Source organism: Pseudomonas sp. GW821-FHT04D07, assembly GCF_059420225.1.
In genome coordinates this window covers 230,707-254,765 of record NZ_JBWKTH010000002.1, presented here as the reverse complement: position 1 = coordinate 254,765, position 24,059 = coordinate 230,707, and the positions used below count along the sequence as shown (strand labels likewise).

The 24,059-nt window shown below is 62.6% G+C and carries 28 protein-coding genes; 16 read left to right on the top strand and 12 right to left on the bottom strand.

The annotated features are described in order from the left end of the window. Positions 1–231: 231 nt before the first annotated feature. Complete coding sequence (locus AC07T0_RS04755; protein ID WP_495000087.1) at positions 232–801, bottom strand: TetR/AcrR family transcriptional regulator; 570 nt, start codon at positions 799–801, stop codon at positions 232–234. Positions 802–896: 95 nt separating this feature from the next. Between AC07T0_RS04755 and AC07T0_RS04750 the strand changes: the two genes are divergently transcribed. Then, the gene (locus AC07T0_RS04750; protein WP_495000086.1) at positions 897–1,079 is read left to right on the top strand and encodes a glutathione S-transferase N-terminal domain-containing protein; all 183 of its coding nucleotides are present in this window, start codon (positions 897–899) and stop codon (positions 1,077–1,079) included. A 173-nt stretch (positions 1,080–1,252) separates the two neighbouring features. Here the strand turns inward: AC07T0_RS04750 and AC07T0_RS04745 are convergent, their stop codons facing one another. Next, complete coding sequence (locus tag AC07T0_RS04745) at positions 1,253–1,513, bottom strand: accessory factor UbiK family protein (RefSeq protein ID WP_177100842.1); 261 nt, start codon at positions 1,511–1,513, stop codon at positions 1,253–1,255. Positions 1,514–1,929: 416 nt separating this feature from the next. Here AC07T0_RS04745 and glnK point away from each other — a divergent pair, with 416 nt between their 5' ends. The 4 genes from glnK (at position 1,930) to sutA (ending at position 4,713) form a co-directional block, all read left to right on the top strand. Next, positions 1,930–2,268 (top strand): P-II family nitrogen regulator, encoded by a 339-nt coding sequence (gene glnK, locus AC07T0_RS04740; protein WP_002555808.1) that lies wholly within the window; start codon positions 1,930–1,932, stop codon positions 2,266–2,268. A 34-nt stretch (positions 2,269–2,302) separates the two neighbouring features. Further along, the gene (locus tag AC07T0_RS04735; RefSeq protein ID WP_495000085.1) at positions 2,303–3,643 is read left to right on the top strand and encodes an ammonium transporter; all 1,341 of its coding nucleotides are present in this window, start codon (positions 2,303–2,305) and stop codon (positions 3,641–3,643) included. Between the two features lie 212 nt (positions 3,644–3,855). Continuing rightward, positions 3,856–4,281, top strand: a complete 426-nt coding sequence (locus AC07T0_RS04730) for a secondary thiamine-phosphate synthase enzyme YjbQ (protein WP_248794970.1) — start codon at positions 3,856–3,858, stop codon at positions 4,279–4,281. A 102-nt stretch (positions 4,282–4,383) separates the two neighbouring features. Continuing rightward, positions 4,384–4,713 (top strand): dormancy-specific transcriptional regulator SutA, encoded by a 330-nt coding sequence (gene sutA / locus AC07T0_RS04725; RefSeq protein WP_495000084.1) that lies wholly within the window; start codon positions 4,384–4,386, stop codon positions 4,711–4,713. A gap of 132 nt (positions 4,714–4,845) precedes the next feature. Here sutA and AC07T0_RS04720 read toward each other — a convergent pair whose 3' ends face one another. The 6 genes from AC07T0_RS04720 to lptM are packed head-to-tail and all read right to left on the bottom strand — an operon-like array spanning position 4,846 to position 9,444. Next, complete coding sequence (locus tag AC07T0_RS04720) at positions 4,846–5,553, bottom strand: HAD family hydrolase (RefSeq protein ID WP_495000083.1); 708 nt, start codon at positions 5,551–5,553, stop codon at positions 4,846–4,848. Beyond that, complete coding sequence (gene xerC, locus AC07T0_RS04715; RefSeq protein ID WP_495000082.1) at positions 5,550–6,449, bottom strand: tyrosine recombinase XerC; 900 nt, start codon at positions 6,447–6,449, stop codon at positions 5,550–5,552. Before xerC ends, AC07T0_RS04720 begins: the two co-directional genes overlap by 4 nt. Positions 6,450–6,451: 2 nt before the next feature. Continuing rightward, positions 6,452–7,177, bottom strand: a complete 726-nt coding sequence (locus AC07T0_RS04710) for a DUF484 family protein (RefSeq protein WP_495000081.1) — start codon at positions 7,175–7,177, stop codon at positions 6,452–6,454. 13 nt (positions 7,178–7,190) lie between these two features. Beyond that, on the bottom strand, positions 7,191–8,021 hold the full coding sequence (gene dapF / locus AC07T0_RS04705; protein WP_495000080.1) for a diaminopimelate epimerase: 831 nt from the start codon (positions 8,019–8,021) through the stop codon (positions 7,191–7,193). Positions 8,022–8,025: 4 nt separating this feature from the next. Next, positions 8,026–9,273 carry a diaminopimelate decarboxylase gene (gene lysA, locus AC07T0_RS04700; RefSeq protein WP_495000079.1) on the bottom strand — a complete coding sequence of 416 codons (1,248 nt, stop codon included), beginning with the start codon at positions 9,271–9,273 and terminating at the stop codon, positions 8,026–8,028. A 9-nt stretch (positions 9,274–9,282) separates the two neighbouring features. Next, a complete protein-coding gene (lptM, locus tag AC07T0_RS04695) occupies positions 9,283–9,444 on the bottom strand; it encodes an LPS translocon maturation chaperone LptM (protein WP_495000078.1) in 162 nt (53 codons plus the stop codon). Positions 9,445–9,658: 214 nt separating this feature from the next. On the opposite strand from lptM, the gene cyaY reads away from it, so the two are divergent. The 3 genes from cyaY (at position 9,659) to rnk (ending at position 10,931) form a co-directional block, all read left to right on the top strand. Continuing rightward, entirely contained in the window at positions 9,659–10,015 is a 357-nt protein-coding gene (gene cyaY, locus AC07T0_RS04690) for an iron donor protein CyaY (protein ID WP_495000077.1), read from the top strand. Next, the gene (locus AC07T0_RS04685) at positions 10,015–10,239 is read left to right on the top strand and encodes a DUF1289 domain-containing protein (protein ID WP_495000296.1); all 225 of its coding nucleotides are present in this window, start codon (positions 10,015–10,017) and stop codon (positions 10,237–10,239) included. The genes cyaY and AC07T0_RS04685 overlap by 1 nt, the downstream gene beginning before the upstream one ends. Before the next feature lie 278 nt (positions 10,240–10,517). Continuing rightward, a complete protein-coding gene (rnk, locus tag AC07T0_RS04680) occupies positions 10,518–10,931 on the top strand; it encodes a nucleoside diphosphate kinase regulator (protein WP_495000076.1) in 414 nt (137 codons plus the stop codon). A 60-nt stretch (positions 10,932–10,991) separates the two neighbouring features. On the opposite strand, the gene AC07T0_RS04675 is transcribed toward rnk, so the two are convergent. From AC07T0_RS04675 to AC07T0_RS04665, 3 genes are all read right to left on the bottom strand, one after another. Then, on the bottom strand, positions 10,992–13,838 hold the full coding sequence (locus AC07T0_RS04675) for a class I adenylate cyclase (RefSeq protein ID WP_495000075.1): 2,847 nt from the start codon (positions 13,836–13,838) through the stop codon (positions 10,992–10,994). Between the two features lie 175 nt (positions 13,839–14,013). Then, on the bottom strand, positions 14,014–14,259 hold the full coding sequence (locus AC07T0_RS04670) for a TIGR02647 family protein (protein WP_495000074.1): 246 nt from the start codon (positions 14,257–14,259) through the stop codon (positions 14,014–14,016). 175 nt (positions 14,260–14,434) lie between these two features. Next, positions 14,435–14,719 carry a hypothetical protein gene (locus AC07T0_RS04665; RefSeq protein ID WP_495000073.1) on the bottom strand — a complete coding sequence of 95 codons (285 nt, stop codon included), beginning with the start codon at positions 14,717–14,719 and terminating at the stop codon, positions 14,435–14,437. Positions 14,720–14,844: 125 nt separating this feature from the next. On the opposite strand from AC07T0_RS04665, the gene AC07T0_RS04660 reads away from it, so the two are divergent. Beyond that, positions 14,845–15,504, top strand: coding sequence for a glutathione S-transferase family protein (locus AC07T0_RS04660; RefSeq protein ID WP_495000072.1), 660 nt, complete (start codon positions 14,845–14,847; stop codon positions 15,502–15,504). A gap of 179 nt (positions 15,505–15,683) precedes the next feature. Here AC07T0_RS04660 and argH read toward each other — a convergent pair whose 3' ends face one another. Beyond that, a complete protein-coding gene (gene argH / locus AC07T0_RS04655) occupies positions 15,684–17,078 on the bottom strand; it encodes an argininosuccinate lyase (RefSeq protein ID WP_495000071.1) in 1,395 nt (464 codons plus the stop codon). Between the two features lie 185 nt (positions 17,079–17,263). Between argH and AC07T0_RS04650 the strand changes: the two genes are divergently transcribed. The 7 genes from AC07T0_RS04650 to AC07T0_RS04620 all read left to right on the top strand — a co-directional run bounded on the left by AC07T0_RS04650 (position 17,264) and on the right by AC07T0_RS04620 (position 24,033). Beyond that, positions 17,264–18,346: a sensor histidine kinase gene (locus AC07T0_RS04650; protein ID WP_495000070.1), complete on the top strand. Its 1,083-nt coding sequence runs from the start codon at positions 17,264–17,266 to the stop codon at positions 18,344–18,346. Continuing rightward, complete coding sequence (locus AC07T0_RS04645) at positions 18,343–19,089, top strand: LytR/AlgR family response regulator transcription factor (protein WP_495000069.1); 747 nt, start codon at positions 18,343–18,345, stop codon at positions 19,087–19,089. Before AC07T0_RS04650 ends, AC07T0_RS04645 begins: the two co-directional genes overlap by 4 nt. Positions 19,090–19,228: 139 nt before the next feature. After that, positions 19,229–20,170 carry a hydroxymethylbilane synthase gene (gene hemC, locus AC07T0_RS04640; protein ID WP_495000068.1) on the top strand — a complete coding sequence of 314 codons (942 nt, stop codon included), beginning with the start codon at positions 19,229–19,231 and terminating at the stop codon, positions 20,168–20,170. Then, the gene (locus AC07T0_RS04635) at positions 20,167–20,934 is read left to right on the top strand and encodes a uroporphyrinogen-III synthase (RefSeq protein ID WP_495000067.1); all 768 of its coding nucleotides are present in this window, start codon (positions 20,167–20,169) and stop codon (positions 20,932–20,934) included. Before hemC ends, AC07T0_RS04635 begins: the two co-directional genes overlap by 4 nt. Positions 20,935–20,952: 18 nt before the next feature. After that, positions 20,953–22,080: a uroporphyrinogen-III C-methyltransferase gene (locus tag AC07T0_RS04630; protein WP_495000066.1), complete on the top strand. Its 1,128-nt coding sequence runs from the start codon at positions 20,953–20,955 to the stop codon at positions 22,078–22,080. Continuing rightward, positions 22,077–23,300, top strand: coding sequence for a heme biosynthesis HemY N-terminal domain-containing protein (locus tag AC07T0_RS04625; RefSeq protein ID WP_495000065.1), 1,224 nt, complete (start codon positions 22,077–22,079; stop codon positions 23,298–23,300). Before AC07T0_RS04630 ends, AC07T0_RS04625 begins: the two co-directional genes overlap by 4 nt. Positions 23,301–23,517: 217 nt before the next feature. Next, positions 23,518–24,033, top strand: coding sequence for a disulfide bond formation protein B (locus tag AC07T0_RS04620; protein ID WP_495000064.1), 516 nt, complete (start codon positions 23,518–23,520; stop codon positions 24,031–24,033). The last annotated feature ends 26 nt before the right edge of the window (positions 24,034–24,059 follow it).

The window sequence follows — 24,059 nt, the reverse complement described above, 5'->3', positions numbered from 1 at the left end:
AGGTCGGTACCAGATAATTGAGTCATGACCTAATTTATGTGTGCAATTACACATATGTCAAGTGATATATGAATGGGCCTGTCAAATCGGGTGAGCAGCGCAGAGGTTATCGCCAACAGCCATGCCGGTTGGGTGGATTTGCGGCTCACAGCGCCGGTGCTCCTCCGGCGCCTCAACCTGGGCAAAGCGATGGCGATTGTGCAATGGCCCACGCTTCGCACCTGAGCTAAATCACGCCGGCAATAAACCCAGCGCCTGATAGGTGGCTACAGCGCTGTCGAATACTGAAATATCCCCGCGTCCACGAGCCACAAGCTGAGCGCCTTCGACCGCAGCATAAATCGCCAGTGCATGTTCTCTTCGCTTTTCTGCTGAGATGTGAGGTTTGCTCACCTTGAGCACCTCCGTCAGCCAGTCAACATTTGCGCGGGTAAAACCATCCACTTCAATCCGAACCTCTTGAGGGAGGTCGTCGAACTCTGCCGCCATAATGCCGCAGAGGCACATGCGGTTGTCGTTGATTAATGCCATGCGAAAAATATCTGTGTAACCCTTCATCCAGACACTCACATCGTCAGATGCGTCCCGCAAACCTTGCAGGTAAGAAACGCCGTCTTCGGTATAGCGGCGTGCTAGCGCTGCACCCAGATCCCCTTTGCTGGGAAAGTGGTAGTGAATGCTGGCGCTTTTAATGCCCACATCCTTGGCGAGTTCGCGAAAGCTCAGGCCGTTGTAACCCCATCGCTGCACCATCTTTCTGGCCGTTGCCATGATGGTTTCACGGGTGTCAGGCGTCGCCATGAAAAATCACCTCTCTATCGGCAGATAGTCTTTGACGGATTCGAAAAGCTCTGCGCACTATATATCTATCAGTAGGTAGGTGCCATGGGGCACGTATGAAAATTTTCGATATCCCAGGTTTTCCCAACCCGCTACGTATTCGAATCGTCTTGGCCAAAAAAGGGCTGGGCTCTCAAGTGGAGTTTGTCAAAATCGACCTGCCGGCCGCGGAGCATAAGCAGCCTGCGTTTTTGGCCATCAATCCACTGGGTACCGTTCCTGTTCTGCACTGCCAATGACTTCGGTTGACGTTGTCAGGCAGTGGAGACGGTCGTTCGAGCCCTAGGCTTTTCGTCGTCTGAGCAAGGCTGGGTGGCTGTTGGCTCGCCCAGCCCACGCACTCTGACTCTCTCAGTGAGCGTCGGATGGCAATCCACCGCTCCCGCACAAAGCAGGAGCAGGCAATGAAACGTCACTCCACCGGCGGATTCAGCTTCGCCTCCAACTCCGCCACCTTCGCCTCCAGGCTCTCCAGCCGCGCACGGGTCCGCGCCAACACCACCATCTGGCTATCGAACTCCTCCCGGCTGACCAGGTCCAGCTTGCTGAAGCCGCTCTGCAACAACACCTTGAACTGACTTTCGAATTCCTGGCGGGGCAGGGGTGTTTCGCCGCTGAACAAACGGGAGGCGTGGCCGCTCAGGGCATCGAGGAAAGCTTTGGGCGCAAGCATGGCTAAGGTTCCGGAAACAGATTACCGGCCAGTGTACCACGCAGTGTCTATAGTGATTTCCATGGGGGCGGGTGCACGGTTTTCGCGCATCGCGCTAGCGTCCTGCGCACCGTTGTTGTGCGTATGGCTCTGGTGCAACGTGTTTTTTCACCCTTCACGGCGGCCAAGGGACTGAAAACATTGGTTTTTACGGAGCTGGCAAGCTTTCTGCTTAGTTGCCAGTGACCCATGCACTGATGCAGTCGCTGTGACGAATGCAGTGCGGCAGACGAAGCTGGGAAGTTTCGCCAGCAGCGGTTAGCTGGCGTCGAGCGGTAGATGTGGACCGACGATGCGTTACAAAGCCAGGCACTGCGCTTAGACTTGAGTCGGGTTTGTTTTCCTGGGGCAAGTCCACCAATTCGGGAGAGAGTTTCATGAAGCTAGTCACTGCCATCATCAAGCCGTTCAAGTTGGACGACGTGCGCGAGTCGCTGTCCGAGATCGGCGTGCAGGGCATTACCGTTACTGAGGTCAAAGGCTTCGGTCGGCAGAAGGGTCACACCGAGCTGTATCGCGGCGCGGAATACGTGGTCGACTTCCTGCCCAAGGTGAAGATTGATGTCGCCATTGACGACAAGGATCTTGACCGGGTTATCGAGGCGATAACCAAGGCGGCCAACACCGGCAAGATCGGTGACGGCAAGATCTTTGTGGTCAATCTGGAACAGGCTATTCGCATCCGTACCGGCGAAACCGATACCGACGCAATCTAAGCCGCCAAACCCCAACGCCCCAGGAGAAAACAATATGACTCTGCGTAAATTCGCAGGGCTAGGAGCCCTGTTGTCCCTCGTAATGCCAGCCTTGGCCATGGCGGCGGACCCGGTACCAGCTCCAGTCCTCAATTCCGGCGATACCAGCTGGATGCTGACCTCGACAGCCCTCGTGCTGTTCATGACGATCCCAGGCCTCGCGCTGTTCTACGGCGGCATGGTGCGCTCGAAAAACATTCTTTCCGTGATGATGCAGTGCTTCGCCATTACCGGCCTGATCACCATTCTGTGGTTCATTTATGGCTACAGCATGGCGTTCGACACCACCGGGATGGAAGCCAACGTCGTCAACTACAACTCCTTCGTCGGTAGCCTGGCCAAGGCCTTCCTCGCCGGTATCACGCCAGCCAGCATCACCGGGCCGACGGCGCTGTTCCCCGAGGCGGTGTACGTCACCTACCAGATGACCTTCGCCATCATCACTCCGGCGCTGGTCGTCGGTGCCTTCGCCGAACGCATGAAGTTCTCCGCGATGCTGGTGTTCATGGGCGTGTGGTTCACCCTGGTCTATGCGCCGATTGCGCACATGGTCTGGAGCGGTCCGGGTTCCCTGCTGGGCGACTGGGGCGTGCTCGACTTCGCCGGCGGCACCGTGGTCCACATCAACGCCGGTGTCGCCGGTCTCGTGGCCTGCCTGGTGCTGGGCAAGCGCAAAGGCTTCCCGACCACCCCGATGGCGCCACACAACCTTGGTTACACCCTGATGGGCGCGGCCATGCTGTGGGTCGGCTGGTTCGGCTTCAACGCCGGTTCCGCCTCCGCGGCCAACGGCACCGCCGGTATGGCGATGCTGGTCACCCAGATCGCTACCGCCGCCGCTGCGCTGGGCTGGATGTTCGCCGAGTGGCTGACCCACGGTAAGCCAAGTGCCCTGGGCATCGCTTCGGGTGTGGTTGCCGGTCTGGTTGCCATTACTCCGGCTGCTGGCACTGTGGGCCCAATGGGCTCGCTGATCATCGGCCTGGCGGCGGGTGTGGTGTGCTTCTTCTGCGCCACTACGCTGAAACGCAAACTGGGCTACGACGACTCCCTGGACGCCTTCGGTGTGCACGGTATCGGCGGTATCCTCGGCGCGATCCTGACCGGTGTGTTCGCCGCACCGTCCATGGGCGGCTTCAACACCGCTACCACCGATGTCGCCGCACAAGTCTGGATTCAGTGCAAAGGTGTCGGCTTCACCGTCATCTACACCGCGATCGTGACCTTCATCATCCTCAAGGTGCTGGACGCCGTGATGGGGCTGCGCGTGACCGACGACGAAGAGTCGGTGGGCCTGGACCTGGCGCAACACAACGAGCGTGGCTACAACGTGTAAAGGCTGCAAAAAAAATTGCCCGGCTTGCCGGGCATTTTTTTGTCTGGAATTTGTCATTGGAAAACGGACTGAAAGGATTTATCCAAAGGCATTACGGCCAAAACCCCAGGGCGTTTTTGTAAGGGCCGATTGCTTACAGCAAAGCAAGAGTATTAGGCGCTTTGCTTTTTTCCACAGCGCGCTAGAATGCGCGCCGAAGGGCGGAGAACTGTATGTGGCAACAGACCCTGATTACCTTGCGGGCCAGGCCCCGGGGTTTTCATTTGGTGACCCAGGAGTTGCTCGACGGTTTGCCTGGGCTCCAGGCATGCCAGGTCGGTCTGTTGCATTTGTGGCTGCAGCATACCTCGGCCTCGTTGACCATCAACGAGAATGCCGATCCGGCGGTCCGTCGCGACTTCGAACGTTTTTTCAACCGGCTGGTACCCCAGGTCAAGGCCGATTATGAACACAACGACGAAGGCGCGGACGACCTGCCGGCGCACTTCAAGGCCAGTTTGCTTGGCTGTCAGCTGACTTTGCCGGTGACGGCGGGACGGTTGGCCCTGGGCAGCTGGCAAGGTGTCTATCTGGGCGAGCACCGGGATCATGGCGGTGCTCGTAAAGTCCTTGCCACCCTTTACGGTGACGGGGCATAAGCCGCTGGTATGCAGCGGATGTTGAATTTTTTCCGGCGGCCTTCGACAGTCGGCGTAGCTGGGCTATAACTAATCTGCTTTTCGCAAGTCATGAGGTAGAACATGAGCGACGATGATCTGGAAAACGACGACCTCGAGGTCGGTGAAGACGACGAAGCCGAAGAAGGCTTGGAAGCGGCGGCTGAAGACGTAGACGTTGCCGATGACGACGGCGGTGACGCGCCGGTACCGACTGCCAAGGGCAAGGCCAAGGCAGCGGTGTCGGTTGACGAACTGCCGAGCGTTGAAGCCAAGAACAAGGAACGCGATGCCCTGGCCAAGGCCATGGAAGAGTTCCTCGCGCGTGGCGGCAAGGTGCAGGAAGTCGAGGCCAATGTGGTGGCCGATCCGCCCAAGAAGCCGGACAACAAATACGGCAGTCGGCCTATCTGAGTCTCAGCGCCGGGTTTCTGCTTGGTTGAAACAGCCCGCCGTCGCTGCGGGCTTTTTCATGGGCGGACAGTGGTGTTTGGCACCGGCTGCGCCGGTGAGCGCGAGCAGGCTTGCTCCTACAGGGGCACGCGTTCAGTCGGCGGTGTTCCAACTGGCCAGCAGCGCTGGCAACTCGGTCAGGCTGCGAACCTGCGCATCCGGCTGCCGCTGCGCCTCCCAAGCCTTGCCCGTCGGGTTGTACCAGATCGCCCGCAGGCCGGCCTGCTGGGCACCGGCTATGTCGTCCCCAGGGTGGTCGCCAATATGCACCGCCGCGCTGGCCGGGACATTGCCGCCACGCACCAGGGCTTCATGGAACAGCCGTGCGTCCGGCTTGGCAATGCCGATGTCTTCGGCGCACAGCGCAAAGCGGAAATAGTCGGCGAGCCCGAGGCGGCGCACGTCCGCGTTGCCATTGGTGACCACGCCCAGGGCAAAGGAGCGGCCCAGGGCCTGCAGGGTTGGCTCGACCTCCGGGAACACCTCGATCTGGTGCCGGGCGTGGATAAATACCTCGAAGCTCTCGTCCGCCAGCAGTGAAGCCTGTGCGTGCGAGTAACCGGCCTCTTCCAGGGCATGGAACAGCACCCGCCGACGCAAGGCGCTGATGCGGTGCTTGAGCGTCGGCTCCTGGAGCAACACCCGTTCGCGAATCGCCCACAGATGCTCCACCGGCACGCCGCCCAGGTTTGGTGCATGTTCGGCCAGCCATTCACGCAAAACGTTCTCCGCGCTGTGGATCACCGGTGCGGTATCCCACAGGGTATCGTCGAGGTCGAAGGTGATCAGCTGAATCGTCATTGCTCACTGTCCTTGCTGCGTTTGGCCCGGGGATGGGCGCTGTCATAGACGGTTGCCAGGTGCTGGAAGTCCAGGTGGGTGTAGATCTGCGTGGTCTTGATGTCCGCGTGGCCGAGCAGTTCCTGCACGGCGCGTAGGTCCTGGGACGACTCCAGCAGGTGGCTGGCGAAGGAGTGCCGGAGCATGTGCGGGTGCAGGTTCTGCCCCAGTTCGCGCTCGCCGGCGGCCTTGACCCGCAACTGAATGGCCCGGGGCCCGAGGCGACGGCCTTGCTGGCTGACAAACACGGCGTCGTCGGGCGGATTGCTCAGGGCGCGCAACGGCAGCCAGTTCTGCAACGCCTCCCGGGCTTTGCGACCGATCGGCAGGACGCGGGTCTTGCTGCCTTTGCCGTGGACCTGCACCAGGCCGTCAGCCAGGTCCAGCTGCTCCAGATCGAGTCCGGTCAGCTCCGACAGGCGCAGGCCCGAGGAGTAGAACAGCTCGAGAATGGCCTGGTCGCGACGAGCGATAAAGTCGTCCTCCACCCCGCCGTCGAGCAATTGCAGGGCGCGGTCGGTGTCCAGGGTCTTGGGCAGGCGCCGTTCGCCCTTGGGCGGTGCCAGGCCGGTGGCCGGGTCGTGAGTGCACAGGCCTTCGCGGTTGAGGTATTGATACAGCCCACGCACCGCCGAAAGCAGGCGGGCCAGGCTGCGAGAGGATTGGCCCTGCTGGTGCAGGCGGGCGATCAGCCGGCGCAGACGCTGGATATCCAGGGCGCTCCAACTGCCGATCTGTTCCTTGGCGCAAAAGGCCAGGACCTTGTCCAGGTCGCGGCGATAGGCTTGCAGCGTGTGGGGCGACACCTGGCGCTCACTGCGCAGGTGCTCGCAGTAGGCGTCCAGCTGTCGTTCCATGGCTAGCGCACCGAGCGCAGGGCGGGGGTGAAGCGTGGAACCACGCGGCCCATGACTTCGGCGATATAGCTGAGGAACAGGGTGCCCACCGAGCTTTTGTAGTGTTGCGGGTCACGGCTGGCCACGGCGAGGACGCCATGCACACCCTGATGACTGATGGCGACCACCGCGGTAGAGCCAATCTGCTTGCGTTGTTCTTCACCGAACAGGAAGTCCAGCTCGTGTTCACGCAGGCTGCCGCTGATGCTCTTGCCTTCCGAGAGCAGGCCGCCGATGGCTTGCTGGGCTTCGGCATGGCTGACCCAGCGACCTACCGGCATGGCGTTGTCGCCGAACAGGATCAGGCTGACGAAGGGCACCTGGAAATCCTCGCGCAGGCTGTCTTCCACGGCCATGACCAGGTCGTCGAGGCTGGCGGCGTCCATCAGCGCGAGGATCAGGCGGCGGGTTTTCTCGAACAGTCGATCGTTGTCCCGGGCCACATCCATCAGTTGTGACAGGCGATGGCGCATTTCGATGTTGCGCTCGCGGAGGATCTTCATCTGGCGCTCGACCAACGACACGGTATCGCCGCGTCGATGGGGAATACGCAACGCCGGCAGCAGTTCCTCGTGTTCGACGAAGAAATCCGCATTGGCCTCCAGGTAGGCGGCGACCTGCGCCGCCTCAAGGCTCTGTGCAGGCGGCTCGTTGGGCTGTTCGGCTGGAACCTGAGGCTGGTCGGTCATGGTATTGGCTCGCTTATAGACGCACTTGTCCTTCATACACCCGAACGGCTGGGCCAGTCATCATCACCGGTTCGCCGACACCCGCCCATTCGATGGACAGGCGTCCACCCGGCAGGTCGAGGGTCACCGGCGAATCCATCCAACCCTGGCTGATGGCGGCCACCGCGGCGGCGCAGGCACCGGTCCCGCAGGCCTGGGTTTCCCCGGCGCCACGCTCCCAGACTCGCAGTTGTGCGCGGTGGCGGTCAATCACTTGCAGGAAGCCGACATTGACCCGGGCCGGAAAGCGCGGGTGATGTTCGATCTTCGGTCCCAACTCATGCACCGGTGCGCTGTTGATGTCGCTGACCCGCAGCACCGCATGGGGATTGCCCATGGACACGGCGGCCAGGTCGACGCTCTGGCCGTCGACCTCCACGGCGTAGCTCGTGGCCTGTTGCTCGGCCTGGAACGGAATCTCGGCCGGCGCCAGGCGCGGCGGGCCCATGTTCACGCTGATCTGGCCGTCCTGGCGGACATCCAGCTCGATGATCCCGCTCTTGGTTTCGACGCGGATCAGGCGCTTGGCGGTCAGGCGTTTGTCGAGTACGAAACGGGCGAAACAGCGCGCGCCGTTGCCGCACTGTTCCACTTCCGAACCGTCCGAGTTGAAGATCCGATAGCGGAAATCCACTTCCGGATTGCTCGGTGCCTCGACGATCAGCAATTGGTCGAAGCCGATGCCGGTGTGCCGGTCACCCCATTGCTTGGCGTGCTTGGGCTGGATGTGCGCGTGCTGGCTGACCAGGTCGAGGACCATGAAGTCGTTGCCCAGGCCGTGCATCTTGGTAAAACGCAGCAGCATGGTCTTACTCCGGCAGCAGGCTTTCGCCGGCATACAACTCGGCGACCGTCTCGCGACGACGCACTTCGAACATCTGCTCGCCATCCACCAGCACTTCGGCGGCGCGGCCGCGAGTGTTGTAGTTGGAACTCATGACGAAACCGTAGGCGCCGGCCGAGTGCACGGCCAGCAGGTCGCCTTCCTCAAGGGTCAGCTGACGTTCCTTGGCGAGGAAGTCACCGGTCTCGCAGATCGGCCCGACGATGTCGTAGACCCGCCCGGCGGCTTCGCGCGGACGCACGGCGCTGACGTCCATCCAGGCCTGGTACAGGGCCGGGCGGATCAGGTCGTTCATCGCCGCGTCGACGATGGCGAAATCCTTGTGCTCGGTGTGCTTGAGGTACTCGACCTGAGTCAGCAGCACGCCGGCATTGGCGACTATGTAGCGGCCCGGTTCGAACATCAGCGCCAGGTCGCGACCGGCGATGCGTTCGCGCACGGCCTTGATGTAGTCGGCCACCTGTGGCGGCTCTTCGTCGCGATAACGCACGCCCACGCCGCCACCGAGGTCGATGTGCTGCAGGTGGATGCCGCATTCGCCGAGGCGGTCGATCAGCGCCAGCAGGCGGTCGAGGGCATCGAGGAAGGGTTCCAGGGTGGTCAGTTGCGAGCCGATATGGCAATCGACGCCCAGCACTTCCAGGTTCGGCAGCTGTGCGGCGCGGATGTAGACATCTTCGGCATCGGCAATGGCGATGCCGAACTTGTTCTCTTTAAGCCCGGTGGAGATGTACGGGTGGGTGCCGGCATCGACATCCGGGTTGACCCGCAACGAGATCGGCGCACGCACGCCCAGCTCGGCCGCCACCACTTGCAGGCGCTCCAGCTCGTCGGTGGACTCGATATTGAAGCAGTGCACGCCGACTTCCAGAGCGCGACGCATGTCTTCGCGGGTCTTGCCGACGCCGGAGAAGACGATCTTGTCGGCGCTGCCGCCGGCGGCCAGGACACGTTCCAGTTCACCACGGGAAACGATGTCGAAACCGGCACCGAGGCGTGCCAGGACGTTCAGCACGCCCAGGTTGGAGTTGGCTTTCACCGCGAAGCAGACCAGGTGCGGCATGCCTTCGAGGGCGTTGGCATAGGCGTTGTACTGCGCCTCGATGTGGGCGCGGGAATAGACGTAGGTTGGCGTGCCAAAGCGCTCGGCAATGGCGGACAAGGCTACACCTTCCGCGAACAGCTCACCGCCACGGTAGTTAAAAGCTTCCATGGTGATCCCTTAGTAGGTGTCGTGCTGGTGCGCTTTGGCTTGCGAGGACTTGGCCTGGTCGTCCGGGTTCTGGCTGTCATCGGGCAGATACAGCGGACCTTTTTGACCACAGGCGGAGACGAGGCAAGCGATCGCGAGGAGCGCAGCAAGGGAAGAGATCAGGCGCTTCATGGCGAAATCCTTTGAAAAAGCGTTAATTGCGCCGGAGTATACCGGCCACCCGGCGGCTTGCCTATGCGGGCCGCTGCCCGTCCGGCGGCACCCGGGCACCGTTTGTGGATTATTGATGTCACTCTTGGCCCCACGTGGTTATGCTTTGCAATCGTCCGGGAGCGCTCGTATCTTGCGGCGCTTGAAGGGACACGCATTTTTCGAGGTTCGCGCAATGAGTTTGACTGAAGCCCGTTTTCACGATCTGGTCGATAACACCCAGCAAAATCTGGAAGATGTGTTCGACGAGAGTGGCCTGGATGTGGACCTGGAAAACTCCGGCGGTGTGCTCACCGTGAAGTTCGAAGGCGGCAGCCAGTTGATCTTCAGTCGCCAGGAGCCTCTGCGTCAGCTCTGGCTGGCGACGTCCAAGCCCACCGGCGGTTATCACTTCGAGTACAAGGAAAGCACCAGCGAGGATGAAGACGGCAGCTATTGGTTCTGCGTGAAGAGCGAAGAGAAGCTCAACGAGATCCTGGCGCGCTTTACCCTGGAGCAGGCGGGTGTCGACCTGGATTTCGAAGAGATCTGATCGTGACGCAGCAAACCGCGCCGGTACGCCCCGCCAAGCCGTTGTACAGCAACGTCAGTTCGGCCGTGCCATCGCCTTGTGTGAGTCTTTGCCGGCTGGACGAGCAGAAAATTTGTATCGGCTGTTTTCGGCATGTCGAGGATATTCGCGAGTGGCGTTCGGCGGATGACGCCCGTCGCCGGGTGATCTGCGAGCAGGCCCGGCAGCGCCAGGCGCAGGCCTGAGGGCCTGGGAATGGGGGCTTGAAAGCCCTGCGAAACCTGTGGGAGCCGGCTTGCTGGCGGTTGCGATGTCACATTCACCACCGCCCTCGCCGGCAAGCCAGCTCCCACAAGGCCCACGTCTGTCCTGAACAGACTTTTGCCGTCTTCCCCCGGGTTGTGTATTTACGCTGCTGTGGTAGTGTCGGACTACGCCTCGCGTTGACGAGGCCTGTGAAAACCCCGCCTTTCGTGGCGGGGTTTTGCTTTTATCGTGCAGAAAAAAGGAGTCTGCCTGGATCATGAGCACCGCACCTTCCATCATCCTCACCCGCCTTGACGTGCAACGTCTGGAGCGCCTGATCGACAGCCTGGACGACACGCTGCCCGGCGTCATCGCGTTGCAAGCCGAACTGGACCGTGCCGACAGCGTGGTCGGTCACGAAGAAGTGTCCGCCGGTGTCGTGACCATGAACTCCCGGGTGCACTGCCGTGAAGAGGTCAGCGGCAAGGATTATCGCCTGACCCTGGTGTATCCGCAGGACGCCAATGCCGATGAAGGGCGGATTTCCATTCTCGCGCCGGTGGGCAGCGCGCTGCTCGGTTTGCAGGTCGGCCAGCATATCGATTGGCCGGCTCCAGGCGGCAAGACCCTGAAGCTGAACCTGCTGGAAGTGGAATACCAGCCGGAAGCCGCCGGCGACTTCCACCTCTGAGCCCTCCGTGGCGCCCCTGACCGGGCGCAGGCGCATACCCGTCATCCGCCGCGGGTGCCCTCAGACCTGATCCAATGCCAGGTTCAGTGCGCTTTCCAGTTCGGCCTTGTAGCGCAGGTAGAGATTGCTCGAACCCTGTCCGTCACCGATCAGCGCGCTCAAGTCGAGGTCGGTGATGTAGCAGCGGTAGCGTTCGATTTCCCGGCGTTGGCCGACGATTTCCCGGGCGACCGTGATAAACAGCTGGTCGCCGTATTCCAGTTCGGAAAATTCCCGCTGATTGCAGTACAAGGTGACCTGGACCGCATCGGTCCCGGCCTTGCCGACAATCGCCTGGACGTCATAGAACGGTTTGTTGACTGGCGTTTGTGGCGCCGGCCGGGTTTCGACCCGCCGCGCCCGCCCCGGTGCCGAAGGCAGCAACTGGTAGTACAGGGTTTCCAGCGCCGCCGCGGGCTGTGTCGTGTCCATGGGCATCAACGCCTCGCGACGGTAGAGAATCGACTGCAGGAAGCGTTGCAGCGGCACCAGCAGGCTTTGCTCGTCGTGGAACGGCAGGCGCTGTTGCCAGAGGGCGTTGAACTCGTCGAGCACATACAGTTCGGCGTAGGTCTCGTTGATCCGATAGAACACCTGCACGCATTCAGGCTGGCCCATGGGCAGTACCAGGGCCAGGTCGTGCTCCTCCATCGCCCGGATGTCCAGGTACAGCGGGCTGTAGGCAGACAGGTCCTGGTTCAGGTAGTTGAACAGCGCCGGCAGGTTGTCCAGGGCGACATGCTTGACCTGGCCTTGCACCAGTTCGAGGACGTGATAGTGCTGCTGGACCTGGACCAGATAACGATGGTTGAGGCTGCCGAGCAACAGTTCCTGGGCGGTGTTGAGCACTTCCTCGACCCGCTGGGCAATAAACTGTGCGCGGTTGTGGCAGAAGCAGCGCACCCGCACCCGCGGCAGTGGGCGACCGACAGGCAGGTGGTTGAGGTAATCGCGCACGCAGTCGAGCAGTGCGTGAGGGCCGTGGTAACGGTTGATCAGCACTTCGTTCCAGCTGTTGAGCGTGACCTTATCGAGGGTCAGCACCAGGTTTTCCCTGACCCCGGCGTAACTCAGGGAGTCGGTGCGCTCGGTGGTCATCAGGATATTCAGGTCGCGGTGGTGCTTGAGCGGGTCCACGCCGATATTCACCAGGATCAACACTTCGGCGGCGATGCTGGGGCGCAGCAATTGCTCCTCGCTGACGCTGCCCAGCGGCAGGGCGAGGGTCTGTTGCAGGCTGCCGAGCAGGTTGAACAGTTCGAACTCGGTCAGGTCGCTGCTGCCAGGGTGCAGCGACAGGCGTGTGGTAGGGTCGATCACGCCGTTGCGATGACACCAGGTCAGCAGTTCCAGCAGTTCGCGGCTGCGCTTGATCGGGGCGAAATTTTCCCATTCCAGGGCATTCAGACTGCCGTTGTACAGGCCCCAGTGGGATTGCCCCGGTTCCTTGCGGTTGGGCGACTGGACCAGGGTGAGGGTGTCTTCGGCCAAGTCCGGGGCGATGCCGGGGTTGATGAACTCGATCTTGCCGGCCTTGCGCTCGAACGCGGCGTACAGGCGGCGGCCGAGGACATTGAGGTCGCGCTTGTTGATCAGGCTGACCGCCTGTTCGGTGCGGGCGAACTGAGTCAGGAAGCGGTAGCTGTAGTTGAGCTCATTGACCAGGGCCCGGCGTTCAGCGCTGACCTGGCGGACTTTCCATTGGCTGCGGCTGTCGAGCAGCGCCAGTTGCCGGCGGTCCCAGCCCCATTCGCTGGCCAGCCGCTCCAGCAACCGGCGCTGCCAGCTCGTGCTGCGCGCGCTCGGGCCGGTGAGCTTGCGGTTGACCTTCAGGTACAGGCTGCGCCGCACCAGTTCCAGGCGTTCCGGTTCGTTGCGGATCTTGAGGTACTCCTCGATGCGCCGGTAGACCACGATATAGGGGTCCAGCTCGTCGAGGTCCAGGTGATTGGCGAACACCGCCTGCTTGAAACGCAGGCTCAGGCACTCGACCTGCGGGTGTTCGCTGGCGTAGACCTCGATCAGCAGCAGCTTGAGCACCGATTTGTAGGGCGACTCGATGCCCTTGAACAGTTGCCAGAGTCCGGCCCCGATGAATTCCCCTGGCGGAATCCGCGCCAGGTGACCGAGATCGAGAGTTTCGTTGGCGCGGATAAAACGCTTGGACAACAAGGTGTGGGTGTACTGGTCGTAGTGCTGTTCCTCGTACACCGGCACCAGCCACCACAGCGGTGTGCGCCCGGCGAGCCAGATGGCGGTGCGGTAGAACTCGTCCAGCAACAGGTAGTGCTGGGTGGTGCCGCAGTCTTCCGAGCTCAGTTGCGTGTCGCGCTCGCCGCGCACGAAGCGGCTTGGGTCGATCAGGAAGAAATGTGCCTCGGCGCCCTGGCTGGCGGCCCAGTCCTCGAGCAACTGGCATTTCTTGCGCAGTTCGGCCAGTTCGCCCTGGCTCAGATCGCTGGCGTGGCAGACCCACATGTCCATGTCGCTTTGCTCGGCCTGGGCGAGGGTGCCGAGGCTGCCCATCAGAAACAGGCCGTGGATCGGCCGCGGCGGATTGCCGTGGCGGGTCTTGTAGGAAAAGGAGCGAGTCAGGCGCTGGGCTTCGGCCAGGGCCAGTTCGCCGGGCTCGTAATGCGATAGCCCGGCCGGGGTGCTGCCCGAGACATAACCGGGCAGCAGCGGGTGATTGACGTGGAAAAACAGCGGCAACAGGTTCAGCACCACCTGTTGGCGCGGTGACAGACCTTCGAGGGCGCGGTCCAGGCGTCCCTGGTTGAGCTTGAGGAAGCGCGCGCGCAGTTGGCTGAGGACTTTGCGATCGATTCCCTCGTCCAGGTTCGGGCGAATTTCGTGGGTGCGCGTCATGTCTAACTCAAACCGGCTCGCGGGGCTCGAAAGGAAGGGGGTCACAAGGGTGGCAGTTTAGCGCCGAAGTGCAAGGACGCTTAAATAGAATTTTTCTTGACGCCGGTTTTTCGGCGTTTTGTCGTCGGCGCCCGCGAGATCCGGCAGGAAGAGATCCCGTGGGCGCGGCGAAGGGTCAGGCGGCTTCTTTGATGGCCAGGATGGTCAGCAGGCCTTGGGCATGCTCGGCTGCGTCACGGCCCAGGCTGGTCAGGTAACCGCCGTCGGCTTGGGTGATCAGCTCTTTCTCGAACAGGCGTTGGGCAGCGGCGATGGCTTTTGGCGCGGCGGTCTGATGAATTTTCAGGCCTTCCTGGGAATTGTCCAGATTGAACAGTGCAAGGATTTCCAGTTCGGCAACCAACTCAGGGGTATACGACATAAGGACTCCAGACTTTCTAGGAATTATTGGACGACAGCGCCCCTAAGGTGATCGCAGTTGAGCGCGCTGTCCAGTCTTCGATGCGTGTATGGCGGACGGTGGGGACAGCGCCTCGGACCCGGGTGGTGGCGGGGCGTTGTCAGTGTAGACAGGGGGCGCTGCAAATCCAGGGGATTTACTGATTCTCGGGCGGCAGCTCCGGCAGGGCGCGCAATGCGGTCTCGTACCACTCAGTATTGAATGCGCGATCCTCATCGAGCATTGCATCGATCTCCACCGCCAGCACATGGGCCATCAGGTTGAGGATCTCTTCGCGCTCGTAACCCACCAGGGTCAGTTTGTTGAAAATTGCCTTGGCTGCTGGCGGATTGTCGGTCTCGATCTGGTTTTCGATGGCCTGGGTCAAGGTGCTCTCGGCGAACGCTTCGTCGTCGTTGTCGATATCGGTTGGTTCGCTCATGGCGGACTCCTCAAGGAAAGGCGACCAGTTTAACTGCATTCAGGGGCGTGATGCTGCTGGCAAGAGGTCGTTCGAGGTTCTATAACTGCCGGGGCCAACCCCCTGCACGGCCTGGAGGCTTTGTGATGCTCAAACTTTATGGATTCGCGGTCAGCAACTACTACAACATGGTCAAGCTGGCGTTGTTGGAAAAGGGCCTGCCTTTCGAGGAAGTGCCGTTCTATGCCGGGCAGACCCCGGAGGCCCTGGCGATCAGCCCGCGGGGCAAGGTCCCGGTGCTAGGTGTCGAACAGGGGTTTATCAACGAAACCGCGGTGATCCTGCCCTATCTGGATGACACCCAGCCGGGGCCGAAGCTGTTGCCGGCCGATCCCTTCCAGCGTGCCCGGGTGTTGGCGCTGGCCAAGGAAATCGAGTTGTACATCGAGTTGCCGGCGCGGGCGTCGTTCGCTGAAGCTTTCTTCGGGATGCCGGTGCCGGAGGCGATCAAGGAAAAGACCCGGGCCGAATTGCTGCTGGGCTTCGCCTCGCTCAAGCGTCATGGCACGTTCGGTCCTTATGTGGCGGGCAGCGAGTTCAGCGTGGCGGATATCTACTTTCTCTACAGCGTCGACCTGGCCTGCGCGGTCGGTCAGAAGCTGTTCGGGATCGATTTGCTGGAGGGGATGCCTGAGGCCAGGGCGCTGCTCGAACGCTTGCAGCAATGGCCGAATGTGCAGCGGATCGCCGCGGACAAGGACGCGGGGATGCCGGCGTTCCTGGCGATGATTGCGGCCAAGAAATAGTTTTGTGGCGCTCATCAGGGCGCCATCGCCGGCAAGCCGGCTCCTACAAGGAGCGGGGCCCGACGGTATCTCGCGGTGACACACGGTTCTGTGGGAGCCGGCTTGCTGGCGATGGCGCCCGCAAGATTAATGCAAGGCTTGCAGGCCTCATCGCCGGCAAGCCGGCTCCTGCACAGGGATCAGCGGCTGGCGAGCAACGCCTGGCCGCGCGCAACGGCCAACTTCACCTGTGCCGGTGCCGTCCCGCCGATATGGTTGCGGGCATTGACTGAACCTTCCAGGGTCAACACCGCAAACACGTCTTCATCGATCTGGTCGCTGAACTTGCGTAATTCTTCCAGGCTCATTTCCGCCAGGTCCTTGCCGGTTTCCACGCCGTATTTCACCGCATGGCCGACGATCTCGTGGCAATCACGGAACGGCAGGCCGCGCCGCACCAGGTAGTCCGCCAGGTCGGTCGCGGTGGAGAAACCACGCAGCGCCGCTTCGCGCATGATGGCGTGCTTGGGTTTGATCGCCGGGATCATGTCGGCAAACGCCCGCAGCGAATCGCGCAGGGTGTCGGCGGCGTCGAACAGCGGTTCCTTGTCTTCCTGGTTGTCCTTGTTGTAGGCCAGCGGTTGGCCCTTCATCAGGGTCAGCAGGCCCATCAGCGCGCCGAACACCCGGCCGGTCTTGCCGCGTACCAGCTCCGGCACGTCCGGGTTCTTCTTCTGGGGCATGATCGAGCTGCCGGTGCAGAAGCGGTCCGGCAGGTCGATGAACTGGAACTGCGCGCTGGTCCACAGCACCAGCTCTTCGGAGAAACGCGACAGGTGCATCATCGCGATGCTGGCCGCCGAGCAGAACTCGATGGCGAAGTCACGATCCGAGACGTTGTCCAGGGAGTTGCCGCCGACCGCGTCGAAACCCAGCAGTTGGGCGGTATATTCACGGTCGATCGGGTAGGTGGTGCCGGCCAGCGCTGCGCTGCCCAGGGGCATGCGGTTGGTGCGCTTGCGGCAGTCGACCAGGCGCTCGTAGTCGCGGCTGAGCATTTCGAACCAGGCCAGCATATGGTGCCCGAAGGTCACCGGCTGGGCGGTCTGCAGGTGGGTGAAGCCGGGCATGATGCTGCCGGATTCGCGCTCGGCCTGTTCCAGCAGGCCTTTTTGCAGGCGGGTGATTTCAGCCAGGATCAGGTCGATTTCGTCGCGCAGCCACAGGCGGATATCGGTGGCCACCTGGTCGTTGCGGCTGCGCCCGGTGTGCAGCTTCTTGCCGGTGACGCCGATGCGGTCGGTCAGGCGCGCTTCGATATTCATGTGCACGTCTTCCAGGTCCACGCGCCAGTCGAAGTTACCGGCCTCGATTTCGCCCTGGATGGTGGTCAGGCCCGCGACGATGCTGTCGCGTTCGGCATCGGTCAGTACGCCGACCTTGGCCAGCATCGTGGCGTGGGCGATGGAGCCCATGATGTCGTGGCGATAGAGGCGCTGGTCGAACGTGACGGAGGCGGTGAAGCGTGCGACGAAGGCGTCGACGGGTTCACTGAAGCGGCCGCCCCAGGACTGATTGGTCTTGTCGGTGCTCATGGATTCGCTCGTGATCTGCTGAAAGTGGGTTGCCGGAAAAGTCGTCGCCGATCATAACAGGGTTGCGTCTATGCCCGTCAGCCGGCCAGCGCCCACAAGATGGGTTTGCGCTACTGGCGGATTATATTTCGACCGAATCTGTCGAACGGCTTGTCGACGTGGGCGCGGGCGCAGAGACTGGGCTCATGCCTATTTCACGATCGAACGAGGGGCGTGATGCGCCCGCGACCCAGGAATTCTTCCTCCCGGAACTCTGCCTGCCCGAGGCGCTGCTGGTGCTGGTGGTGCTGGCCGAGTTGCTGGTGATGGTGCTGGTGCTGGCCGAACCGATGCCCGTCGGTTTCGACTGGGTGCGTCTGGCACTGACCTCCTTGTATGTGCAGTGGCTCGTGCTGTTGTCGGCGGCGTTGTTGTGTGGCGCGCGGGCCTGGCTGGCGCGCTTGCGCCCGGGGCTGGCCGGCGTGTTGTGCTGTGCCCTGGTGGTCGGGCTGAGTCTGGCCTGCACCGGCCTGACCGAGTATTTCGCCCTGGCCGGTCCGCCCTCGGCCGGGGGCACGGCCGGGCGCTATCTGCGCCATGGCTTGATCAGCCTCATTATGTCGGCCCTGATGTTGCGCTACTTTTACTTGCAGAGTCAGTGGCGTCGCCAACAGCAGGCGGAGTTGCAGGCGCGGATCGAGGCCTTGCAGGCGAGGATCCGCCCGCACTTTCTGTTCAACAGCCTGAACAGCATCGTCAGCCTGGTGGCGAGCGATCCGCGCCAGGCCGAGCAGGCCGTGCTGGATCTGTCCGACCTGTTCCGCGCCAGCCTGGCCAAACCCGGCAACTTGCTGTCATGGCGTGACGAGCTGGAATTAGCGCAACGATATTTGTCGATTGAGCAATATCGTCTTGGCAACCGTCTACAGTTGGACTGGAGGGTGGGCACAATTCCAGAGGATTTGCCGATCCCGCAATTAACCTTGCAACCACTGTTGGAAAACGCTCTGATCTACGGCATCGCACCGCGCATCGAAGGCGGCGTGGTCAGGGTCGAAGCCGACTACAAAGAGGGAGAGTTCATATTGTGTATCAGCAATCCCTACGACGATGCCGCACCGCGGCTGGTGTCGAGCGGTACTCAATCGGCACTGGCAAATATCGGTGCTCGACTTACGGCACTTTTCGGGCCTCGCGCTAGTCTTAGCGTGGATCGCCGTGACGGTCGTCACTTCACCTGTCTGCGCTATCCTTGTGCGAGACTCACGCAGGAATCCAGTGCAATATGAATGTCCTGATCGTTGATGACGAACCCCTGGCCCGCGAGCGCCTGAGCCGTTTGCTCGGCGAACTCGAGGGTTACAGTGTCCTGGAGCCCAGCGCCACCAATGGCGAAGAGGCATTGTCCCTGATCGACAGCCTCAGGCCCGATGTGGTCCTGCTCGATATCCGCATGCCCGGCCTCGACGGCCTGCAAGTAGCGGCGCGGTTGTGCGAGCGCGAGGCACCGCCCGCCGTGGTGTTCTGCACCGCCCATGACGAGTTTGCCCTGGAGGCTTTCCAGGTCAGCGCCGTGGGTTACCTGGTCAAGCCCGTGCGCGCCGAGCACCTGCTCGAAGCGCTGAAGAAGGCCGAGCGTCCCAATCGCGTGCAACTGGCGGCCCTGACACGCCCCGCCGCCGAATCCGGCAGCGGTCCGCGCACGCATATCAGCGCCCGTACCCGCAAGGGCATCGAGCTGATTCCGCTGGACCAGGTGATCTACTTCATCGCCGACCACAAGTACGTGACCTTGCGCCACGAGGGTGGCGAGGTGCTGCTGGACGAGCCGTTAAAGGCCCTGGAAGACGAGTTCGGCGACCGCTTTGTGCGTATTCATCGCAACGCCCTGGTGGCCCGCGAACGCATCGAGCGCCTGCAACGCACGCCGTTGGGGCATTTCCAGCTGTTCCTCAAGGGCCTGGGCGGTGAAGCGCTGATCGTCAGTCGACGCCATGTCGCCGGCGTGCGCAAGATGATGCAACAGCTTTAGTTCGTGCCTTGCGCGAGGCGCAAGGTACCGTCAACCCGGTATATCCAGGCCAGGGAGGCCGCTTATTGGCTGATACAAGTCAAAGCGGGCCGGGCCGAGCTGTTATTATCTGCCGTATCTATTCAGTACGGATCGATCCATGTCTTCTCGCGAAATCCGCATCGCTACCCGTAAAAGCGCGCTGGCCCTGTGGCAGGCCGAATACGTCAAGGCCCGCCTGGAACAGGCTCATCCCGGTTTGTCGGTCATCCTCGTGCCCATGGTCAGTCGCGGCGACAAGCTGCTCGACTCGCCGCTGTCGAAAATCGGCGGCAAGGGGCTGTTCGTCAAGGAATTGGAAACCGCGCTGCTCGAGCATGAGGCCGACATCGCCGTGCATTCGATGAAAGACGTGCCGATGGATTTTCCCGAAGGGCTCGGCCTGTTCTGCATCTGCGAGCGCGAAGACCCGCGCGATGCTTTCGTTTCCAATACCTTCGCCAGTCTTGACGAGCTGCCGGCCGGCAGCGTGGTCGGCACCTCAAGCCTGCGCCGCCAGGCGCAACTGCTGACCCGCCGGCCCGACCTGCAGATCCGTTTCCTGCGCGGCAACGTCAATACCCGCCTGGCCAAGCTGGACGCCGGCGAATATGACGCGATTATCCTCGCCGCGGCCGGCCTGATCCGTCTTGGCTTTGAAGACCGTATCACCTCGGCCATCAGTGTCGAAGACAGCCTGCCGGCTGGTGGCCAGGGCGCGGTGGGCATCGAGTGCCGCAGCGCCGACGCTGAGATCCATGCGCTGCTGGCGCCGTTGCACCATGCCGATACCGCCGTGCGGGTCACCGCCGAGCGCGCCTTGAACAAGCATTTGAATGGTGGTTGCCAGGTGCCGATTGCCTGTTACGCGGTGCTGGAAGGCGAGCAGATCTGGCTGCGCGGACTGGTCGGTGATCCCAAGGGCGGCCTGTTGCTCAGCGCCGATGCCCGGGCACCGCGAGGCGATGCCCAGGCCCTCGGCGTGCAGGTTGCGCAAGCGCTGCTGGCCCAGGGCGCGGATGCGATTCTCCAGGCGGTCTACGGCGAGGCTGGCGAAGAGTGAGTGGTTGGCGCCTGTTGTTGACTCGGCCGGCGTCAGAATCGGCCGAGTTGGCGAGCGCCTTGGCGGCTGCCGGGGTGTTCAGCAGCAGCCTGCCGTTGCTGGACATCGAGCCCTTGCCTCTCGACGGTGCCGGGCGGGCGATGATCTACGATCTGGCCCACTACCATGCAGTGATCGTGGTCAGCAAGCCGGCGGCGCGCCTGGCGGTCGAGCTGGTGGACCAGTATTGGCCGCAGCCGCCGTTCCTGCCATGGTTCACGGTCGGCGCCGCGACCGCGCGGATCCTCGCCGATTACGGCCTCGAGGTTGCTTATCCGGGCGAGGGCGACGACAGTGAGGCCTTGCTCGCCTTACCGGCGTTGCAACAGGCGCTGGCGCGCCCCGAGCCGCGGGTATTGATCCTGCGTGGCGAGGGCGGACGCGAGCTGCTGGCCGAGCGTTTGCGGAGCCAGGGTGCTAGTGTCGACTACCTTGAGTTGTACCGGCGGCGTTTGCCCGAGTACGCCGCGGGTATCCTCGCCCAGCGTGTCGCGGCGGAACACCTGAACGCCCTGGTGGTCAGCAGTGGGCAGGGTTTTGAGCACCTGCACCAACTGGCGGCGACAGCCTGGCCGGAGCTGGCGCGCCTGCCGTTGTTTGTTCCAAGCCCGCGGGTGGCCGAGATGGCGCGCGCCGCGGGGGCCCAATATGTGGTGGATTGTCGTGGTGCCAGCGCCACGGCTTTGCTAGCGGCGTTGCGGGAGCATCCCGTACCCGCTCTCTAGAATGCAAAGGATGGACACGTGAGCGAAACAGCCTTGCCGAAAGAACAAGCCCAGCCGGTGGTCGATACCCCGGTTCAACCGCCGGTGGCGCCAGTGGCGCGCCGTGGTAATGGCCTGGCGCTCCTCGCCCTGTTGCTCGGCGCCGCTGGCGCGGCGGCGGGCGGCTGGGGTGTCTGGCAGGTGCGCAACCTGCAAGCCAACCATCAACAGCAGACCGGGCAGATGCAAGACCTGGGCAACCAGGCTCAGTCCCTCAAGCTGAGCGAACAGCAGTTGGCCTCGCGCCTGGACCAGTTGCCGGGGGCTGCCGAACTGGAGGAGCGCCGACGCCTGGTAACGCAGCTGCAGGGTGATCAACAGCGCCTGAGCCAGCGGCTGGAGAGCGTGCTGGGGGCCAGCCGCAAGGACTGGCGCCTGGCCGAGGCCGAGCACCTGCTGCGCCTGGCCAGCCTGCGCTTGTCGGCCTTGCAGGACATCACCAGCGCCCTGGCCCTGGTGCAGGGTGCCGACGATATCCTGCGTGAACAGAACGACCCGGGCTCCTTTGCCGCCCGCGAGCAGGTGGCCAAGAGCCTCGCGGCGTTGCGCAGCACCGCGCAACCGGATCGCACCGGCCTGTTCCTGCAACTGGGTGCCTTGCGCGACCAACTGCCCCTGCTCAACGAGCTGGCGCCGGAGTACAAGGATCGCGGCGATTCCTTGCTTGGCCTGACTGCCGACGGCGATGGCGCCAGCCGTTGGGCCGTATGGTGGGATGAGATTTCGCGCTATATCCGTATCGACTTCAACGCCAACAAGAACATCCGGCCGTTGCTGGCCGGGCAGAGCCTGGCGCAGGTCCGCCTGGCCCTCAGCCTGGCCCTGGAGCAGGCCCAATGGGCCGCGTTGAACGGTCAGGCCGGGGTCTACACCCAGGCCTTGACCGAGGCCCGCGACGTGCTGACCGGCAGTTTCAATGTGGACAACCCGCAGAGCAAGATCATGATCGAGCGCCTGGCCGAGCTGAGCAAGCAGCCGGTGACCGTGCTCACGCCTGATCTGGCCGGGACCCTGGCGGCGGTGCAGGCCTATCTCGAGCGGCGGCATGTCGAGATCGAGACCCCGGTCAGCCCGAGCGCGACCCCGGCCGAGGAGACCAGCCCATGAAGCGTTTCTTCCTGATCCTGTTGCTGGTCGTCGCCATTGCGGCGGGCCTTGGCTATGCGATCTCGCGGCACGCGGGCTACGTCCTGATCGCCTATGACAGCTTCCGTTACGAGTCGAGCCTGTGGGCCTTCCTGGCCGTGCTGCTGCTGGCATGGCTGGTGCTGTGGCTGGTGAAATTCCTGGTGGTGTTGGTGACCACGTCGGGCTCGGTGGCCAATCCCTGGTCGCGGCGCAATCGCAGCCGGCGTACCCAAATCGCCATCGAGCAGGGCCAGATGGACCTGGCCGAAGGCCGTTGGGCCAGTGCCCAGCGCCATTTGCAGCGGGCCGCCGAAGCTGAGCGCCAGCCGCTGCTGTACTACCTCGGCGCGGCGCGGGCCGCCAATGAGCAAGGCAAGTACGAGGAATGCGACAGCCTGCTGGAACGTGCCCTCGACCGCCAGCCCCAGGCCGAGTTGGCGATTGCCCTCAGTCACGCGCAGTTGCAAGTGGACCGTGGCGACAGCGACGGGGCGCTGAATACCCTGCAAGCCATGCATGAGCGCCATCCCCACAGCATCCAGGTCCTGCGTCAGTTGCAGCGCCTGTATCAGCAGCGCGGCGACTGGCCGGCGCTGATCCGCCTGTTGCCGGAGTTGCGCAAGGACAAGGTGCTGGCAAAGGCTGAATTGGCCGAGCTGGAGCGCCGTGCCTGGGGTGAGAACCTGAGCTTGGCGGCCCAGCGCGAAGAGGGCGAAGCGGGTCTGCACGCGCTGGATCGGGCCTGGCAACAATTGAGTTCGGCGCAGCGCCAGGAGCCGCCATTGGTGCTGGCCTATGCCGAGCAGTTGCGTCAGCTCGGTGCCGACATCCAGGCCGAAGAAGCACTGCGTGAGGCGCTCAAGCGCCAGTACGACAGCCATCTGGCACGTTTGTACGGCTTGTTGCGCGGGCGTGACCCGGCCCGGCAGTTGCAGACCGCGGAAGGCTGGTTGAAAGACCATCCGGAGGATGCCAGCCTGTTGCTGACACTCGGGCGCCTGAGTCTGCAAAACAGTCTGTGGGGCAAGGCCCGCGACTACCTGGAAAGCAGCCTGCGGGTGCAGCGCCATCCTGAAGCCTGTGCGGAGCTGGCGCGATTGCTCGCCCAGCTGGGTGACACCGAGCGCAGCAACCAGTTGTTCCAGGAAGGCCTGGGCCTGTTGGACAAGCGTTTGCTGGCCTCGCCACTGCCGGTGTGAAGGGGACGGGGTGCGGTTGCAGGCATCCCGTCTTTGCGTGTCGGGATGCTTCCCTTTCCCTGGCGAAGTCTGATTCCTACTGTTGGATTAATGGTTTCATAGGATGTCCGTCGGTAATTCCTTACAGGCTTAAGGAATTGTCTGCTCTGGCTCGCCTTGAAAGGGCCAAGGGCTTTCCTCTACCGTAACTGCCTGTCTCTCCTGTTACGGATAAGCCATGTTCTTGGCCCGCTCACGTTCTCTATTCTCCCTGGCCTTGTTGACAGGTGCCCTGGTCATGGGGGCGTCGCTGTACCTGGAGCGTGTGACCGGGCTGGAGCCTTGTTCACTGTGTATCGTCCAGCGTTTCTTTCTCGCCGGGTTCTGCCTGGTCTGCCTGACGGCGATGTTGCACGGTCCGGGTCGCATCGGCCGTTGGATCTATGGCGGCCTGAGTCTGTTGCTGGCCCTGGCCGGTGCCGCCACGGCGGCGCGACAGGTCTTGCTGCAGCGCGTGCCGGCCGAGCAGTTGATGATCTGCCAGCCCGACCTGCATTGCCTGATCCAGCAAGTACCGCCCCTCGAGGCGTTCAAGCTGATGTTCCGGGCCACGGCCGAGTGCGCGCAGATCCAGTGGACCCTCTTCGACTTGAGCATTCCCGAGTGGAGCCTGCTGGCTTTCGTAGGCATGAGCCTACTGATGATCTATCAGCTGGCGGGGCCGGATTCGGTGGCGGGTGGGACGCAGAAGTAACCGGCAGTCGAGCTCCGGATTAAACA